This is a genomic window from Aeromonas sp. QDB31 (assembly GCF_027707605.1).
Taxonomy (GTDB): domain Bacteria; phylum Pseudomonadota; class Gammaproteobacteria; order Enterobacterales; family Aeromonadaceae; genus Aeromonas; species Aeromonas media.
Map to the genome: position 1 here is coordinate 23868 of NZ_JAPCIX010000009.1, position 18464 is coordinate 42331.

Consider the following 18464-nt stretch of genomic DNA (forward strand, 5'->3'; position numbering starts at 1 on the left):
GGCGGTCAAAAATAACAGGGGCCCTGTGGCTGTCGTGCCCAGGGCCCCGCATTCATCCTGCCGGCTTACTTCAGCAGATCGACCAGACGCTGGGCCTGACCGAGGTAGTTGGCCGGGGTCAGCTTCTTCAGTTCGACCTTGACGGCCTCGGGCAGTTCCAGAGTGTCGATAAAGGTACGCATCCCTTCGGCATCCACGCGGCGGCCACGGGTCAGCTCTTTGAGCTTCTCGTAGGGCTTCTCGATGCCGTAGCGGCGCATCACGGTCTGGATGGGCTCGGCCAGCACTTCCCAGTTGGCGTCCAGATCGGCGGCCATGGCGTCCGCGTTCGCCTCCAGCTTGGAGATGCCCTTGAGGGTCGCCTGATAGGCAATCAGGGAGTAACCCACGGCCACACCCAGGTTGCGCAGCACGGTCGAGTCGGTCAGATCACGCTGCCAGCGGGAGATGGGCAGCTTGCTCGCCAGGTGCTGGAACACGGCGTTGGCCAGACCCAGATTGCCTTCGGAGTTCTCGAAGTCGATGGGGTTGACCTTGTGCGGCATGGTGGAGGAGCCGATTTCACCGGCCACGGTGCGCTGCTTGAAGTGACCCAGGGAGATGTAGCCCCACACGTCGCGGTCGAAGTCGATCAGGATGGTGTTGAAGCGGGCCATGGCGTCGAACAGCTCGGCGATGTAGTCGTGGGGTTCGATCTGGGTGGTGTAGGGGTTCCAGGAAAGGCCCAGCGAAGTGACGAACTCCTCGGAGAACTGGTGCCAGTCCACTTCAGGGTAAGCGCTCACGTGGGCGTTGTAGTTGCCCACGGCGCCGTTGATCTTGCCGAGGATCTCCACCGCCATGATCTGTTTGTACTGGCGCTCCAGGCGATAGGCGACGTTGGCCATCTCCTTGCCCATGGTACTCGGGGTCGCCGGCTGGCCGTGGGTGCGTGACAGCAGCGGCATGTCGCGGTACTCATGGGCCAGGCGCTTGAGCTCGGAAATCAGCTTCTCGCAATAAGGCTTGATGACCTCGTCGCGGGCGGTTTTCAGCATCAGGCCGTGGGAGTTGTTGTTGATGTCTTCCGAGGTGCAGGCGAAGTGGATGAACTCGCTGACGGCGGCGAGCTCGGGGTTCACTTCCACTTTCTCTTTCAGGAAGTACTCCACCGCTTTCACATCATGGTTGGTGGTGCGCTCGATCTGCTTGATGCGCGCGGCGTCCGCTTCGTTGAAGTTCAGGACTATGCCGTCCAGCACGGCATTGGCGGCCGCACTCAGGGCAGGGACTTCCGGGATCCCGGCGTGGCTGGCCAGTTTTTGCAACCAGCGCACCTCGACTTCGACGCGAAAACGCAGCAGACCGAATTCGGAGAAGATGGGACGCAGGGCATCGGCCTTGTCGCCATAACGACCGTCAATCGGGGAAACAGCAGTCAGCGCGGACAGCTCCATGGGGTGAACTCCTGATGTGTGTGGGGGGTTAGAAACTCAAAAACGTTTGGCCAGTTCCACCATCTTCTTGCGAGCGAAGATGATCTGGGTACGGCTGCCGCCAAGCTGGCGCCACAGCACGGCGGCGCGGATGCCGGCCAGCAGCAGGGCGCGCACCTTGTGCTGCACCAGGGGCTGCTGCAGGAACAGCGGGGTGCCCGCCACCTGGATGCGCGGCCCTATGGGGCTGATGAGATCGCTGTAGATGCTCGCCATGTTGGCCAGGATCTGCTCGTCGAGCAGATCGAAATGCTGTTGCTGGCGGCCGATCTGTCCGATCCGCTCCCCCAGCATGTTGAGAATGTCCTTGCGCTTGGCCAGCTTGCGCTCCAGCGCAATCAGGCTCACCACGTAGCGGGTCAGCTCGGCGTTCTTCTGGCTGCCGTCGGCCCCCAGCTGCTCCACCAGGGCGCGGTAACCGTCGCGGATGGCGAGGTGGCTGCCGAACACTTCCAGCGGCTGCTTGGGATTGGTCACCAGCACGCTTTGCAGGCTCTCGCGCAGGGAGGCCTCGTCGCAGTTGCCGTCACGGGCCACTTTCTGCACCAGATAGGCCGCCTGGCAGATGCCGGCGAAAGCCATTGTTCTGTCTTGGAATTTGTCGCTCACGTCTGCTGCCTTCTGTTAAGGATTCAAACCGGATGGCTGAAACGTTGTTCTATGATGCCGCCGCCCAGGCACACTTCCCCTTCATAGAAGACGGCGGACTGGCCCGGGGTCACCGCAGCCTGTTTCTCGTCGAAGATGACGCGTATGGTCTCATCGTCGATTGGCTGGATGAGGCAGGGGATGTCCTGCTGGCGGTAGCGGGTCTTGACGGTGCAGCGTAGCGGCGCCCGGATCGGGGTGCGATCCACCCAGTGCAGCTGGCTCGCGATCAGGCCATCGGAGTAGAGGCGGGGATGCTCCCCTTGCGCCACCACCAGGGTGTTGCGCTCCACCTCTTTGTCCACCACGTACCAGGCCTCTTCGGTCGCATCCTTCATGCCGCCGATGCCGAGTCCCTTGCGCTGGCCCAGGGTGTGATACATCAGCCCCTGGTGCTCGCCGATCACCTTGCCATCCACGGTTTCGATGGGGCCGGGCTGGGCGGACAGGAACTTGGCCAGGAAGTCCTTGAACTTGCGCTCGCCGATGAAGCAGATACCGGTGGAGTCCTTCTTCTTGGCGGTGATGAGGTCGAGCTGCTCGGCGATGCGGCGCACCTCCGGCTTCTCCAGATCCCCGACCGGGAACAGGCTCTGACCCACCTGGGCTTCGCTCAGGGTGTAGAGGAAGTAGCTCTGATCCTTGTTGGTGTCCAGACCGCGCAGCAGGCGCGGGCGGCCCGTGCTGTCGTCACGGCGCACGTAGTGGCCGGTGGCGATGTAGGTGGCACCCAGCTCTTCGGCGGCAAATTCGAGGAACGCCTTGAACTTGATCTCCTTGTTGCACAGGATATCCGGGTTCGGCGTGCGCCCTGCCTTGTACTCTTCCAGGAAGTGCTCGAACACGTTGTCCCAGTACTCGGCGGCGAAGTTGATGGTATGCAGCTTCATGCCCAGCTTGTCGCAGACGGCCTTGGCATCAGCCAAATCCTGGGAGGCGGAGCAATACTCGTCCGTGTCGTCTTCTTCCCAGTTCTTCATGAACAAGCCTTCGACCTGATAACCCTGCTGCTGGAGCAGGTAGGCCGAGACGGAAGAATCCACGCCGCCGGACATGCCGACGATCACCTTGATTTGGCTGTTGTCTGTCATTAGTCGAAGTTACCAGTTCGTTTAAACGGGGCGTATTCTACCAGAGTTTTGCGCCCCCGGTCACATCTCCCTGCCGTCGTTCCCCTCGGGAGCCTGGCGGTGGGAAATCGTTTTTCCGTTGTTTGCCAAGATGGGCAAAAAACGGCTTCAATTGGCCTCATATAAAGGCTTTTAGGGCCGACAGCGGCAGGCGGGTGCCGGCCAGGTAGTCCTGGATACACTGCCACACTAGGGGGCTGCGCAGGGCGGGCTTGCACTCGGCTATCTCTTCCAGGGTGAGCCAGTGGCAGGCCAGCACATCGCCGTCGGGATCCTCTGGATGGTGCTGACCCGGCGCCTTTTCAAGGTCGAAGATGACGGCGGTGCGCACGAAGGTAGCCTCGCTGTCCGCCGGTTTGAACAGATAGACCCCGAGCCAGGCGCTGGGGGTTGCGGTCAGCCCCGTCTCCTCTTTCAGCTCGCGGCAGGCCGCCTCAATCAGGTTTTCCCCCGGCTCCACGTGGCCGGCGGGCTGGTTGAAGCGGCGCTGCCCCTTGATCTCCTCTTCCACCAGCAAGAAGCGGCCCTGCCAGTGCACCAGGGCGGCCACCGTCAAACGGGCGGGCAGGGGCGGGTGTTCGATCATGATGACTCCTTGTCGCTGGGGTGACGGGCGGGTCTGCGGGCCGTGCCCCGGCCGCTGCTGCGGGGCTTGTTCTCCCCCGCCGTGGGTGATTCGGGCTTGCCCGTACCGCGCGGCTTATGGTTTTGCTGGGGCTGGTTCCCCAGGCTCGGCGCCTCGCTTGCCGGTTTGGCTGCGTTGCCACTGGTTCGGTGTGATAACGGCTGGCGCCTGGCCTGTGCCAGCTTGGGGGCGGGCAGGCTTTGGCTCTCGCCGGGGGCGAGCCCATCGAGCGTCCAGTCGCCAATGGCGTAGCGAATGAGGCGCAAGGTGGGGTGGCCGATATGGGCCGTCATGCGCCGCACCTGACGGTTGCGCCCCTCGATGATTTTGATCTCCAGCCAGCTGGTAGGGATCTCCTTGCGCATCCGTATGGGCGGATTGCGCGGCCACACATCGGGCTCAGCCATGATCCGCGCCCCGGCGGGCAGCGTCATGCCGTCGTTGAGTTCCACCCCGGCGCGCAGACTCGCCAGCTTCTCCTCGCTTGGAATGCCCTCCACCTGTACCCAGTAGGTCTTGGGGGTCTTCTCCCCCGGCTGGGTGAGGCGCGCCTGCAGCTTGCCGTCGTTGGTGAGCAGCAAGAGCCCCTCGCTGTCACGATCCAGCCGGCCTGCAGCATAGATGCCGGGCTCCCGGATGTAGTCCTTGAGGGTCTCGCGCCCCGCCTCGTCGGTGAACTGGCACAGCACCATGTAGGGCTTGTTCAGCAGCAAGAGTCTGCGATCTGCCGGTGCCACCTCCGGTTTTTGCCCCGCCACTCTGGCGTCGCCCGCCTGCCGGGTGCCGGCCCGTGAGCGTGCGAGGCCGGGCTTGTGGGCCTCATCCTGTGCGGGGCGGCCAGCGGCACTGGTGCGGCCGGAAAGGGAGAGGCGGGGACGGGCAGGTTTCATCGCGTGCATACCAAAAACAGGGGATGCCGGAGTGTATCACGGAGGCGCTCGCCATGGGGCATCGGGGATGCGCGCACCCGGGCAGCCCGGCGCCTCTCAGCCGAGCAGGCTGTCGATGACGATGGCCTGGCGGGCGGGGGCCGAGCTTGCGTGTAAGAGCGCCGTGCTGACCACCTCGTCCATCAGGGCGCGAGCCAGCCGGGTGAGGGGGCGCAGCTGCTCGGGGGCGAGCCCGGCCGGAATGGTCAGCAATATGATGGTCTGCACAGGCCCGAGCGCCGATCCCCAGGGGAGGGGATCATCGCAGCTAAGCAGCGAGAGGCTTGGCCTGGCGATGGCGGGGCAGATCACATGGGGCATGGCGAGGCCCGGCCTGATGATGGTGGCGGCGAGCCGCTCCCGATCTGCTATGGCTTGCTCCAGCGAGGATCTGTCGCGCACCCGCTCCGCTGGCAGCAGATCCACCAGCACCTGCAACGCCAGCGCCTTGTCGAGGGGCGCCGAGCTGTGGCCGAGCTGGGCGAGGGAAAAACCGTAGTCGGGCAGGGCGGCGGCCAGACGTTGCTCGGCCCGGGCCGAGGTGGCGGGGCGCCCCAGCGGCTGGCCCAGCTCCACGCACCAGCAGGTGAAGGCCATGTGGGCCAGCTCCGCATCCAGCCCTTCGATCAGCAACTGGCAGAGATCCCCGGGCCGGGTGGCCAGGGTGAGCAGGGCGAGCTGACTGGTCGCCTCCGCCCGCTGGCGACGGCTGATGTTGATGAAGAGGATCTGGGACTTGAACAGCCCGGCCAGTCGACAGAGCTGCTTGGCCTGGGTGATGGTCAAGCCCAGGTGGCAGCAGAAGGTGAGCTCGCGGGTGAGCATTCAGGCGTCGGGGGTGCTGGCTTTGAGCACGGCGGCGGCGTCCAGCAGCACGGACTCCAGAGATACCTGGCGCACATTGCAGCCGAGGAAGCGCTCCTTCTGCTCTATTTCGATGTCGGAGGCAATGAGCACCAGATCCGTGCTGGCGATGTCCCTGGCGGTCAGCACGTTCTCCAGCCCCATGGCGCCCTGGGTCTCGACCTTGATCTTCAGTCCCAGCTTGTCGGCAGCTTTTTGCAGCGCCTCGGCGGCCATGTAGGTGTGGGCGATGCCGGTGGGGCAGGCGGTGACGGCGAGGATCTTCATGGGCTCTCGAAGCAGATTGAGGTGGGGCAACAAGATAGCGCCAAGCGCTGGGGTTTGCCAAAGGTGAGGGGTGAAAGTGAGATCTTGGCCGCGCCCGCAGGCCTTGGCTGCGCAAGGGATGAGCAGAGAGAGGGTCATTGACAGGCGCTTGACGCCTTGGATAAAAAAACGGCCCGCCAGAGGGCGAGCCGTATACATATCAGGAGATAACGCGGATGGCGGCCATCAGGCGGACTGGGTAGCCAGCTCGGCGGCGCGCAGTTCCCGTTTGATGCGGCGTATCTTGCGCTCCTCGGCCACGGCCACGCAGGCCATCAGCACCAGACAGGCGGCGGCGGCCATGTCCAGCGCCGCGAAGGTGCCGGTCCAGCCGGTCAGGCCGAAGATGGGGGTGCCGTCGGCTATCATGCCCAGACCCAGCTTGGCGAAGCTGTCACCAATGAGGTAGGCAAAGGTGCCCTTGACGCCATCGGCCACGCTAATGCCCTGCTTGGGCACGAACCCCACGGCGGCCACGCCGATCAGCAATTGCGGACCGAACACCAGGAAGCCCAGCAGGAACAGGGAGCCCAGGAACATGAACTGGGTGGTGGCATGCTGGTAGAGCCCCAGGGTGGCGATGATGAGCGCCAGTGCCACGCAGGCCACCAGACCACGGCGACCGTTTGCCAGATCCGAGAGGTAGCCCCACATCAGGGTGCCGACCAGGGCGCCCACTTCGAAGAAGGTAAAGCCCTGGATGGCGACTTCCTTGGAGAAGCCGAGCTCCTGGTGGGCGTAGACGGTGGACCACTGGTCGATGCCGATGCGCACTACGTAGAGGAAGATGTTGGCAAAGCAGAGCAGCCAGATCACCTTGTTCATCAGCACGTACTTCACGAAGATCTGCCACTTGGTCAGTTTCTGCTCTTCGGTGGCGATGTCCTCTTCGCTGGCGACTTCGTCAAACAGCTCTTCCACCTTGCCCAGACCATAGGCCTCCGGCGAGTCGCTGCCAAAACGCAGGCCGATAAAGCCGACAATGAGCGCAATGATGGAGGGGAAAATGAACATGCCGAGCACGTTGCCATCGAACAGGTAGTTGGCACCGAACAGCGCCACACCGGCCGCCCCGGCGCCGCCCACGTTGTGGGAGAGGTTCCACATGCCGAGGTAGGTGCCGCGCTTGTTGCGGGGGGTCCACTTGGTGATGGTGGAGTAGCTGCAGGAGCCACCACAGCTCTGGAAGAAGCCGCTCAGGGCATAGAAGAAGATCATGAAGTAGAGGCTGAACCCCGTGCCCCCCATGCTGGCACTGAAGCCCAGCATGCAGAGGGCGGAGAGGATCAGCATCAGCGGCAGGAACTGCTTGGTGTTCTTGCCGTCGGCATAGTAGGAGACGACCGTCTTGCCCACCCCGTAGGTGATGGAGAAGCCAAGGCCTATCATGCCGAGCTCGGTCATGGAGAGACCGTACTCCTGGATCATGTCGTTCTGGGCGATGTTGAAGTTCTTGCGGATCAGATACATGGTCAGATAGCCAATAAATACAACCAGATAAGATTGCATGAATGGCTTGAACCAGAGCTTGCGCCGGGCTTCGACCGGCAGGTCCAGAGTGGGGATCCGGACCTGTTCGAGCAGTTTAAACATCTTCGTTCATCCTCTGCGAGATAGACGCTATTCCCGCCGCGCTCCTCATTTGTGTATTGAACTCGTTCAATCTGTTATGGGAGGTCACGCCACGGGAAGGGCGACAGGAAGAGGGCGAACTGCAGAGCGCTCCCCTGTCGATTGAACCCATGCCCGGCCCTGGCACCTGCGCTGGGGTCGGGTAACTACATCAGGTAGGTCGACTGTAAAGAGGCGGGATGTAGATGGCGTGAGAGCCATCCCTAGGACACGTAGGAAAATTTCCTAGTTTGGCGGCTTGTGGCCCTGAAGCGTGAAGGGGATCACAGAGTCTGCTCACGCGCCCGGGGTGGCGCGGCGCCGCAGGGGGGGGAGCCATCAGGCTCGCAAACCGGTGGCAAGGGGACGCGCACAAACAAGCAGGCCACCCGGGGGTGGCCTGCTGTCATCTCAAGTACGTGGGGTAAACAAGGGTCAGGCTGCCTTGGCCAGCGCCACCTGGTCGGTTTTCTTCACCCGCAGTTTTTTCAGGGCAACCGCCACCACGCCGGTAACGATGGCGCCGCAGATCATGCAGAGCAGGGCCAGCAGCGGCTTGTTGACCGCACCCAGCAGGGCCACGATGGGGCCACCGTGGGCGACGCTGTTGGTGATGCCAAACAGGAAGGCCATCACGGCGGCGGTCATGCTGCCCAGCACGTTGGCGGGGATGACCGCCAGCGGATCCCGGGCGGCGAACGGAATCGCCCCCTCGGAGATCCCCACCAGACCCATGGCGCCGGCAGCCTTGCCCGCTTCGATTTCGGTGGCGTCGAAGATGCCGAGCTTGCGACCGAGCACGGTAGCCAGCGACATGCCAAGGGGGGCGGCCGGAATGGCGCAGGCCATGGCACCCATGAACTGGGTCTGGCCGGAGGCGATCATGCCCACCGAGAACAGGAAGGCCACCTTGTTGACCGGGCCGCCCATGTCAAAGCCGGCCATGCCCCCCAGCACGATCCCCAACAGCACCAGGCTGCCACCGCTCATGGAGAGCAGCATGGCGTTCAGACCCGTCATCATGTCGGCAATGGGGGCGCCGATGATGAAGATGAAGACCGCAGCGATAAACAGGGAACCGACGATGGGGGCGATCAGGATCGGCACCAGCGGCTGTACCATCTTGTGGTAGTGGCGGGTCGCAATCCAGCGCACCAGATAACCGACCAACAGGCCTGCGATGATGGCACCGATAAAGCCGGTACCGGCGTCGGCGCCGTAGAAGCTGCCGTTGTTGGCGATCCAGCCGCCGATAAAGCCCGGTGCCAGTGCCGGACGATCACCGATGGCGTAGGCGATGTAGCCCGCCAGAATGGGGATCATCAGGGTGAAGGCGGCGACACCCACGTTGAGGATCTGGTTCCACATGCTCCCTGCCGGGATCTGCATACCGCTTGGGGTAGGATCACCGCCGATGGCCAGTGCCAGGGCGATCAGCAGACCCCCGGTGACCACAAACGGGATCATGTGGGAGACGCCGTTCATCAGATAACGGTAAAGATCCGAGCTGCCGCCTGAGCTCTTCTCCTCGCTCTTGCGCTCATCCTTGTCCGCCACGTAGGCGGGGGCCTTCAGCGCCTGCTCAATCAGCCCCTTGCCATCCTTGATGGGGGCCTTCACGCCGGTCTTGATGAGCGGCTTGCCGTTGAAGCGGGCCATGTCCACCTGCTTGTCACAGGCCACCACGATGGCGCTGGCGCGGGCGATCTCGGCCGCCGTCGGGCTGTTCTTGACACCGATGGAGCCGTTGGTCTCCACCTTCACCTCAAAGCCCAGCTCCTTGGCGGCGCGCTCCAGGGATTCTGCCGCCAGATAGGTGTGGGCGATACCGGCCGGGCAGCCGGTGACGCCGATGATCAGCCCCTTGTCGGCGGCCGGGGTGGCCACTTGCGGTTCTTTCTTCTCGAGCAGTAGGGCCAGCGCCTCGGCCGGGCTCTTGGCTGCCAGCAGGGCATCGATAAAGCCCTCTTCGATCAGCTTGGCGGAGAGCTCGGCCAGCACCTCGATATGGTGGTTGGCACCACCCGCCGGGGAGGCAATCATGAAGAACAGCCGGGAGGGCTTGCCATCCTCGGCGCCGTAGTCGATGCCGGCACGGCTGATGCCGATGGCCACCGCCGGGGTGCTCACTGCCGCACTCTTGGCGTGGGGCAGGGCAACGCCCTCTTCAAAGCCGGTGTTGTCCAGCTCTTCCCGGGCCCACAGGTCCTTGATGAACTGCTGCTCGTCGCTGACCTTGCCTTGCGCCGCGAGCAGACGGGTCATTTCGGTGAAGACCTCCTCCTTGCGCGTGGCCTTTAAATCGAGCGCGATCAGTTGCTCGTTGATAAGGGTGGTGATCATGGCGTTCTCCCTGCTCCCTTGATGGAGCCTGTTGGCATCGCTTCCCGGGTTTAGTTGACCACGATAGGTTCTACCCCGGGACATGCAGACAAATTTGACCCTCCTAGTATGGTGGGGGCACGCCATTCCCCCTATGGGACAAAACTGCGAAATACTGGATTTTTGTGCGCTATAGACTTGAGTGTGACCCCGATCTCACAGCAGACCAGCTGATTAAATAGGTCTGAACTGAATCGAGTAATGAATTCTTGTAGTTAAAAATCAATTGGTTGAAGGTGTTCTTACCGATATTTTTCATCCATTGAGCTAGTCCTCACCTGAGCGAGGGGAGCTGCATTCCTGTAAATTTGTGAGGTACGAAGAGGCTTCTAGATGTGAGCCAACGCACGTAAATGGCGGTCATGGGGAGGTTGAGAGGAGAAGCAAGCGAGGGGAAAGGTGGAGAAAAGTCGTTAGCCATCGGGTGGCAGCCATTATGGATGGTGGCTGGAGGTGGATTAAAAGTAGGTCGGCGGTTCACCGACATAGCGTGACAGCCCAAGAGAGAAATACATGCAATCCTCCCCCCCCGGAATGCGCCTATATCCCAGCCTCTCGTAGTAGTGATGGCCGATATCCGCATGCAGAAAAGTAGCGACAGTATTTGGAGCGTTCAGGAGCATTTCTGTCACGCCGCACAGCAGCTGGGAGCCAAACCCCTTTCCTCTCATCGCGGGATCCGTTGCCAGGGAGCCGATACCAAAACAACCCTGGCCGAGGCCAAATAGGTCGCTATAGACGATAAGGGAAGAGACCGGCTTTTCATCGACAACCAATACATACCAAACACCGGACTGGTATTTCTTGCTGTTTTGACAACCAGCAAGAAATTCATCTCGGGACAGACCCTCACCCCAAACATCGAAGCCCATAAGATAGATGATATCCAGTTCATGTCTGCAGGCTGTTCTTATCTGCATCTTATAATCACCTATCTCATGTATATAAAAGTTCAGGCTCTGTATGGAGATGGTATTCACCTGACAATTGCCCACAAAAGGGAGTGGTCATACGGTGACTCCAGATAACACGGTAGGGGTACCGTTTTGTTATGCAGTTTGAGGCCGGTGTCAGGCGATAACTAGATCTGTACATCTCTAAAATCATTCCTTATACATGTTTTTTTGTGCAGAGAGTCATCGTGGTTTCTGACACTGATTATCCATCAATGCGATAAAAATCAGATGCTTAACCTATGGTTTTGAAGCCACACCTCAAATACAAGCTCTTTGCGGGAATGTTGTTTGAAAGGACGTTTAAATCTAACCAGTCAATACTGTCAGTTTCTTGGAAAAATCGGAATGCTGATTCTAATACACTCGGTTAAGTGTCGCTCCGATTAGAACTGTAGGTTCGATTAGCGCAGCGTAATCGGACTTTCGCGAAGACATATTCAAGACCTTCACCTTTTCATCAGACTAAGCTACCGCCCCTGGATCTCAGCCTCCAACTTGCTGCTTTTCATCTGCGATTGACCTGAAATGGCGTGATAGATCTGTGTCATGGATGCGACTCCACAAAGGCATTGGTAGCCAAGTGGAACATCTTAATCAAAGCGGTGCGGTAGTAACACAGGGAGCCGATAAAAACCGGCTCGGGATCAACAAATGGCTTGTTCAGGGGGGCGGCCAGCGCGGAATTGGCGGGGCTGACTTGAGTTACCGCAGAGGCGCCAGCCACTTTGTGACATGGCGCTAGGAACAGGGCTCAATACTCGAGAAAGGTCTCGCCGCAGCGTTCGCAGATCAAGTGCTTTACATGGGTGGTCTGGTAGGCCAGGGTCGAGCCAAATGCCCAGTTAGTGATCGTGCTTGCGCGAAAGGCTTGCCAGAAGGCCTTGCGCGGCTCTTTGGGCATCACGTCCTGGCTGTGGTCGCGAGGGACCAGCACCACTATATGGCGGGTGCGCTCGCCGCAGCGGTCGCAACGATGGATTTCGCACGGTTCGCTCAAGGTTGTCATACTGGCGTCGCTCTCGAGGTGGGGGGCGCCCATCATAATCTTTTCCACTTGGCTCTCAACTCCCCGTTCAGGGGCTGTGTCACGGCCTAACCGACTTGGGTGGCGTCGGGTTCAACGATTCGGCCCACCCGGCAGTATTGGGGGAGTTAAAGCCGGGATGCTATACCGGGGAATGGATATTTTAGTCCTGCTCATTCCCAAGCATCAATAGAACCACCCGGTTCTGAACGACACGCCGGTGATGACAAACAGGATGGAGATAATCGTCACCGGGATGATATGCCAGGCCATGGTGGTGAGGTTTTTCTCGGACAGATGGGGGATGACTCTAAACCGTGCACTCATGGCGAAGCAGAGCGTCAAGGTCAGCAGCGACAGTTTCAACAGGATCGGGTGGGAGAGGGGATTGGAAAAGTCCAGCCACTGGCTGACATCCGGCAGCATTCGATAGGCCAGAAACAGGCCCGTTATCACCTGGATGATCAGTGCCGGCATGCCGATCTTTTCGTAAACCGACTCAAACTCCAGCAACCTGGCGGGTGAGCGTTCTCTCAATACCTTTGGCAGTACGACCACCGACAGCACTATGTGTCCCCCCGTCCAGATGGTGGCCGCCAGTATATGTAACAACAGTGCCAATCCGTACATCGTCTACCTCAGCTATCTAGTGCCAATAAATCGAGCCATTGATACCGAACATATGGTGACCCTGCGGCACTCTTCGAGCCGTGGCGCCCCCCATGGACATTCCCTCGCCATGGCTGGCGATGAGGTAAACATGTTAACCAATGGCATGATTTTGCAAAACGCCATACTGGATAAATCCTGTTCAAGATCAATAAATTCCCCGAGACAAGGGCCCTTGGTTGCGAGGGGCGCGGACGGCGTCTGCACCGGGATGCCTTATCGATGGCAAGTGCAATCCTCTTTGTGACAAGGGACGGGGGGCTGGCGGGGCAGCAGAGGAGGGCAAGCGCGCCAAGCCGATCGTGCCGGGCTCAGGGCTGCCCTGGGGACAGTATGCCCATGCTGGCCAATACCCGGGCGGCGTTCTCCTCGCACGACATCTCGTCGGGGTTGGGCTCCTCCGGCGGGAGCAGGCCTGCAACGGCAGCTTGTTCTGACGCAGTCGAGCCTCCCGTGCCTCGATATCGCTCACCTTGCTGAGCAGGCTTCTGGATTCGTAGAAACGGATGGCTGATGTCGCCATCTCTGTCTGGCCCTGTGTTCTCATGGGATGGCAGATGTCACCTATTCACATGCCCGATGAGGTCAGAGGCTTTGTCTGTCTGGAACCCCGGAGTCACGCAGCCAATGCCCACCACCTGGCCGGTCACCCCGGCTTGCGCCTGCTCGGCCGAGGGGATCGCATGAGCCTTGGTATGACACTCAGCCTGCGCCCGGCGCCATGAGTCCTGATTGGCAATGACAGGGGCCCGAAAGGGCCTCATTCATTGGCGTACGCCGGGGGCGGCGATGGACCAGGGGCGGATTGCCTGGTTTCATCGCGGTTTTCTTAACCCAGCCTGTCTTCGCCGTGGCTTTCGGTGGACGGCAAAATGCCCCGTTGTTCTACTCCCCGCCAGGTTCAAACAGCCGTAGCGACAGGCGGCCCCGGCTCACTCTGGGCGAGTCGGACAAGGGAATGGTTTAGGGAGAAATGGGTAATGGCATTGGGCAAGTTTTTGATAGCAGGATTGGCAGCCCTGGCGCTGTTGGGGTGTGGCGGCGATGACGATGAGGGTTCAACGGGGGAGGGTTCCTCCCTCGCCTCGCTGCAGATAAGTCCCAAGGAGGCCAGGTTTCCCGTCGGCGTCGAGCAGCAGTTCCAGGCGCAGGCGACCTGGGATGATGGTGCTGTGCAGGACGTGACCCGTCATCCTGACATCGTCTGGACCAGCAGCGACACCGCCGTGGTCACCGTGGATGAGCAGGGCCTCGCCACCGGGGTTGGCCCGGGCACGGCCACCATTACCACGACGGGCACTGTCAATGGTGAATCTCACAGCGCCACCGCCAGGGTGGAGGTGATCGATGCCTATGTGACCGAGCTGCAACTGACCCCGACCATGGCCAGAGTACCGGTGGGATTGAGTCAGACCTTCGTGGCCATCGCCACCTTCTCCGACGGCCAGTCGCGAGACGTGACCAACGCAGCAGGCCTGCAGTGGCGCAGCAGTGACGAGGGCAGCGCCCTGGTCAGCAACGACGCCGGCAAGAAGGGCGTCGCCACCGGGGTAGCAGTCGGGGAGCCGAACATTGAGGCCAGTGGCACCCTCAACGACGCGTCCTTCCAGGCTTCTGTCCCGCTGGCGGTGACGGATGCCGTGATCACCGGGCTGGATATCCATACGCCGGAGGATCCGTTACCCATGGGATTGAGCGCGCAGGTGCACGCATTTGCCGCCCTGTCCGATGGCAGTGACCCCATCGAGGTGACCGGACATGACGCCTTGACCTGGAGCAGCAGCGATCCGGCGGTGGCGAGTATCAGCGAGACCGGGCTGGTCACCGGGCTGACACCGGGGAGTGTCACCATAGGAGTGAGCGGCATGGTGAACGGAGTTTCTCTCGAGGCGACCGAGTCGCTCAGGGTGAGCTCGGCCGCCGTCATCGGGATCGAGGTGCAATTGATGGGGGGTGACATTGCGGTCGGTCTGCAAACACAGGTTGCCGCCACGGCCTATCTCACCGATGGGACCTCGTTCGATGTCACCGACAACCCCCTCATTCAGTGGCAAAGCAACCAACCCGGGATTGCGAGCGTCAGCAACCAGGCGGGGAGCAAGGGGCTGGTGACCGGCCTGGCGGTGGGAACTGCCACCATCATGGCGAATGGCACGCTCGACGGTGCAGCCTTCACCGATTCGGCCCCGGTGACGGTATCATCCGCCGTGGTGACCAGCCTGGACGTGACGCCACCGGATGCCTCCGTGATGGTGGGGGACAAGGTGCAGTATCAGGCCATGGCCACCCTCTCCGATGGCAGCAACCAGGATGTGACGGACGACGAGGCCACCTTCTGGTCCTCCGATGCGTCTGCCGTCGCGCCCATCAGCAATGCCTCTGGTAGCCGGGGGGAGGCGATCGGTCTGAGCGAGGGGATGGCGCTCATTACCGCCAATCTGGGCGGTGTCACCAGCACGTCGGCGCAGCTCACCGTGATGCCGATGGCCCCTGAGGCCCCCATCGTCATCGAACCGCGGCAAAACCAGATAGCCTCGTTGCAACTGAGCCCGGAGGCGTTCGCATTCTGGAATGCGACCTCCATCAACTCCCCCGAGGGGCAGGCGGCGCTGAAAGATCTGACCGGGCGGGTCTATGGCCAGTTTCAGGACCAGTTCGACTTTATCACCGTGCTGATGAACAACGAGGCGAAGCCCCTGGGTATGCCCACCGGCGAGTTCACCCACATCAAGAACGACGTCTCTGGTATCGGGCTCTCTATGTTTGATAACACGGCGGTGTTTCACTCGGACGGCAAGCTGCAGGGCATTTCCTTCTTGTACAAGAAGCAGTATCTGTCGACCTCCACCTACGGGCCCATCCTGCATGAGATGACCCATCGCTGGGCAAACTGGGTGGTGCCGACCAGCTATCCTGGCCACTGGGGAAACGAGCTTGGGATCAAGGGGCAGTTGAACGATGTGAGTGCGAATTACGCCGATATCGAGCTCTACCTGATGGGGTTGATGGACGCCTCCGAGATGACGGATCCCGCCAGTCTCTATGCCTATGCCCTGATCCCGGCCGACCAGAAACCCAGGGTGCCGAGCGCCGTTAACTCGCGGAAGACGTTCCGTGTTCTGCTGCTGATCCTGTCTGATCGGCCACTCACCGCCACCGAGATCCAGAACTACAACAACGGGGCCACCCTGCTGGCCAGGACAGACAATCCATCCCAGCAAGGCACCAACTTCCACAAGATGACCCGAGGCAGAGGCACCCTGGTGGTGAGCGGACTCGATACCCTGGTCAAGCCGACCCCCTGATCCTGCGGCGCATAGACCAGACAAGCCAGCCTGGCTGAGCAGTCACCACGACCTATCCGGCGCCCACCATTGGCGCCGGATTGCTTATGGGGATGGCAAGGCGTGGTGCAGGGGCGGTGAGCTCGCAACCGCATCTCCTGCCACGGCAAAAAGGGGCCTCGGGGCCCCTTATGTTCAGCACGGCTAATTCAGCCTCGTCAGGCTACCTTGCTGCTGCCTTCCAGGGTGCGGGCCAGCAATCCATCTGGATTGTGGATAGCATCCTTCGTTTTGACATCGATGATGTCGATATTGGCGAAGCGATCCCGGTGCTTGATGGCCACGTCATGGGCCAGGATGACGCAGCGGGCGTTGGCCACGTCCTTTGCCGTGATGCGGTTGATGATGCCGTTGGCGCCCTGGGTCTCCACTTTCAGCTTGATCCCCGCCTTGGCGGCCGCCTTTTGCAGGCTCTTGGCGGCGAGGAAGGTATGGGCGACGCCGGAGGGGCAGGCGGTGATGGCGAGTACGTCAGCTTCTCCTTCTGCTTCGATGGCCTCATAGCCGCCATCCGGGGTGGTGACCTCTTCCTCGTCGGTCACCGGCTTTTTCAGCAGGTTGACGACAAGGGCCGTGGTCAGGGCACCGAGGATGGTGCCGAGGATATAGCCCATCTTGCCTTCCACCACCGGCAGTACTATCCAGCCGCCCCAAGGGGCGTGGTTGATGCTGTGCATCATGAAGCCGGTGACGTTGCCGACGATGCCGCCCGCGACGATGGCCGGGATGACGCGCACCGGATCGGCGGCGGCAAAGGGAATGGCCCCCTCGCTGATGCCGATCATGCCCATGATGGCGGCCGCCTTGCCTGCTTCACGCTCCTCCTTCTTGTAGCGCTTGGGCGAGAGCAGGGTCGCCAGCGCCATGCCGAGCGGCGGCACGCAGATGGCGATGCCGACACCCCCCATCAGCCAGGGTTGGGTGTTGACCTGGGTCTGGGCGAACAGGGTGGCGACCTTGTTGATGGGGCCGCCCATGTCAAAGGCGGTCATGCCGCCGAGGATGGCGCCCAGCATCACCTTGCCGGAGCCCGCCATGCTGGAGAGCCAGTGGTTCATCCCCTCCATCATGGCGGCGATGGGCGCCCCGATGACCCACATGACGATGCCGCACACCAGGAAGGTGCCGATCAGCGGGTAGATGAAGATGGAGCCGAGCGAACTCATGGAGTCCGGCAGCTTGATGCGTTTGAGCTGATTGACGATGAGGCCGGCGATAAAGCCCACCAGGATGGCGCCGAGAAAGCCAGTGTGGAACTGCTGCACCGCAATCCAGGAGCCGATCATGCCGGGGGCCAGGCCCGGTTTGTCCGCCATGGAGTAGGCGATATAGCCACCGAGCACGGCGGTAAACAGGGTCAGCCCCGCGATCCCCATGTCGGCCATGTCCTTGAGTACCCCGGCCTCGGGTACGGCACCCTTGCCGCTCATCATCACCGAGAGTGACAGCAAGACGCCCCCCGCGACGATGAAGGGGATCATGTGGGAGGTGCCGAACAGCAGGTGCTGCTTGAGGGTATTGAGCTGGCCCTTGAGGCTGCGATCGACCGGCTCTGACGGCTGGGGTTGAACTTTTGTCTGTGGTCGGAGGCTGGTCGGAGGCGCCGCCGCCAGCAGCTTGAGCACCTCTGCCTTGCTGGTGGCAGCCTGCATTCCGGCAATGAAGCCGGGCTCCAGCAGCTTGGTGGAGAGCTCGGCCAGCACCTCGATATGGTGGTTGGCGCCCCCTGCCGGGGAGGCAATCATGAAGAACAGCCTGGAGGGCAAGCCATCTTCGGCGCCGTAGTCGATGCCCTGACGGCTGATGCCGATGACGATGGCGGGCTGCAGCACCGCCTCGCTCTTGGCGTGGGGCAGGGCAACTCCCTGTTCAAACCCTGTGTTGTCGAGGTTTTCTCGCGCCCAGAGGTCGCGCACGAATTGATCCTGATTGGCTATCTTGCCGCTGGCCTTGAGCCGGGCAGCCAGCTCCACAAAGAGCCCCTGTTTGTCATTGGCCGCTATGTCAAGGCAGATCAGTCCTTCGTCTATCAAGGAGGTGAGCATAGGTGTCTCCTGGCTCCTTCTTGGAGCCGTTGTGATGAGTAACAATTGACCCGCCTATTGTTTCGCCCTTACCCCCGGGTCGAAATCGGACATATGTGCCCTTTACTGGATTTTTGTGTCGCCCACCTCATCCTGTGACCCCGTTCGCATTTTGATATCGTCTTTCCAGAACGGAGGATTATTTTTTATTTCTTTTTAAAACAGATGGTTGATTTGTTTTTTGACGATCTTATCAGAAGGTGGCGGCGACATGCCGACCCAAAGTCAGGCGAGAGGATTGGAGATTTGTGCGCCATGGCCGCGCCCTGAAATGTGAGCCATCCGGCAAAAGTGTGGCCCGGGAGCGGTTGTGCACCGGCAAGGCGGAGTTGAGCGGAGGGCGTGAAAAAATATGTGCATAACCAGATGGCCTCGAAAAGGGCGGCGGAAAGGTCGGGTGTTATGAATTCAAGTAAT

General features: G+C 61.1%; 14 protein-coding genes. 1 reads left to right on the forward strand and 13 read right to left on the reverse strand.

Annotated features, from left to right (window positions below):
- Window positions 1-65 precede the first annotated feature (65 nt).
- From purB to PG898_RS11260, 12 genes are all read right to left on the reverse strand, one after another.
- Window positions 66-1436 (reverse strand): adenylosuccinate lyase, encoded by a 1371-nt coding sequence (purB, locus tag PG898_RS11205; RefSeq protein WP_005328706.1) that lies wholly within the window; start codon window positions 1434-1436, stop codon window positions 66-68.
- Window positions 1437-1472: 36 nt separating this feature from the next.
- Window positions 1473-2084 (reverse strand): high frequency lysogenization protein HflD, encoded by a 612-nt coding sequence (gene hflD, locus PG898_RS11210; protein ID WP_041205352.1) that lies wholly within the window; start codon window positions 2082-2084, stop codon window positions 1473-1475.
- 23 nt (window positions 2085-2107) lie between these two features.
- Window positions 2108-3214 carry a tRNA 2-thiouridine(34) synthase MnmA gene (gene mnmA / locus PG898_RS11215; RefSeq protein WP_270824207.1) on the reverse strand — a complete coding sequence of 369 codons (1107 nt, stop codon included), beginning with the start codon at window positions 3212-3214 and terminating at the stop codon, window positions 2108-2110.
- Window positions 3215-3371: 157 nt separating this feature from the next.
- Window positions 3372-3839: an NUDIX hydrolase gene (locus PG898_RS11220; protein WP_263685897.1), complete on the reverse strand. Its 468-nt coding sequence runs from the start codon at window positions 3837-3839 to the stop codon at window positions 3372-3374.
- The gene (locus PG898_RS11225) at window positions 3836-4768 is read right to left on the reverse strand and encodes a pseudouridine synthase (protein WP_270824206.1); all 933 of its coding nucleotides are present in this window, start codon (window positions 4766-4768) and stop codon (window positions 3836-3838) included. Before PG898_RS11225 ends, PG898_RS11220 begins: the two co-directional genes overlap by 4 nt.
- 96 nt (window positions 4769-4864) lie before the next feature.
- Window positions 4865-5632 (reverse strand): PTS sugar transporter subunit IIA, encoded by a 768-nt coding sequence (locus PG898_RS11230; RefSeq protein ID WP_270824205.1) that lies wholly within the window; start codon window positions 5630-5632, stop codon window positions 4865-4867.
- Window positions 5633-5938 (reverse strand): PTS fructose transporter subunit IIB, encoded by a 306-nt coding sequence (locus PG898_RS11235; RefSeq protein ID WP_270824204.1) that lies wholly within the window; start codon window positions 5936-5938, stop codon window positions 5633-5635.
- A 225-nt stretch (window positions 5939-6163) separates the two neighbouring features.
- Window positions 6164-7570, reverse strand: coding sequence for a hexose-6-phosphate:phosphate antiporter (uhpT, locus tag PG898_RS11240; RefSeq protein ID WP_005328717.1), 1407 nt, complete (start codon window positions 7568-7570; stop codon window positions 6164-6166).
- A 453-nt stretch (window positions 7571-8023) separates the two neighbouring features.
- Window positions 8024-9931: a PTS fructose transporter subunit IIABC gene (locus tag PG898_RS11245; RefSeq protein ID WP_226172066.1), complete on the reverse strand. Its 1908-nt coding sequence runs from the start codon at window positions 9929-9931 to the stop codon at window positions 8024-8026.
- Window positions 9932-10428: 497 nt separating this feature from the next.
- A complete protein-coding gene (locus tag PG898_RS11250; RefSeq protein WP_226172068.1) occupies window positions 10429-10890 on the reverse strand; it encodes a GNAT family N-acetyltransferase in 462 nt (153 codons plus the stop codon).
- Between the two features lie 787 nt (window positions 10891-11677).
- On the reverse strand, window positions 11678-11932 hold the full coding sequence (locus PG898_RS11255) for a hypothetical protein (protein ID WP_041206859.1): 255 nt from the start codon (window positions 11930-11932) through the stop codon (window positions 11678-11680).
- A 204-nt stretch (window positions 11933-12136) separates the two neighbouring features.
- Window positions 12137-12562 (reverse strand): CopD family protein, encoded by a 426-nt coding sequence (locus tag PG898_RS11260; RefSeq protein WP_226172071.1) that lies wholly within the window; start codon window positions 12560-12562, stop codon window positions 12137-12139.
- Between the two features lie 1037 nt (window positions 12563-13599).
- Between PG898_RS11260 and PG898_RS11265 the strand changes: the two genes are divergently transcribed.
- On the forward strand, window positions 13600-15924 hold the full coding sequence (locus tag PG898_RS11265; RefSeq protein WP_041205355.1) for an Ig-like domain-containing protein: 2325 nt from the start codon (window positions 13600-13602) through the stop codon (window positions 15922-15924).
- A 197-nt stretch (window positions 15925-16121) separates the two neighbouring features.
- Here the strand turns inward: PG898_RS11265 and PG898_RS11270 are convergent, their stop codons facing one another.
- Window positions 16122-18008: a PTS fructose transporter subunit EIIC gene (locus PG898_RS11270; RefSeq protein ID WP_005328918.1), complete on the reverse strand. Its 1887-nt coding sequence runs from the start codon at window positions 18006-18008 to the stop codon at window positions 16122-16124.
- Window positions 18009-18464 lie beyond the last annotated feature (456 nt).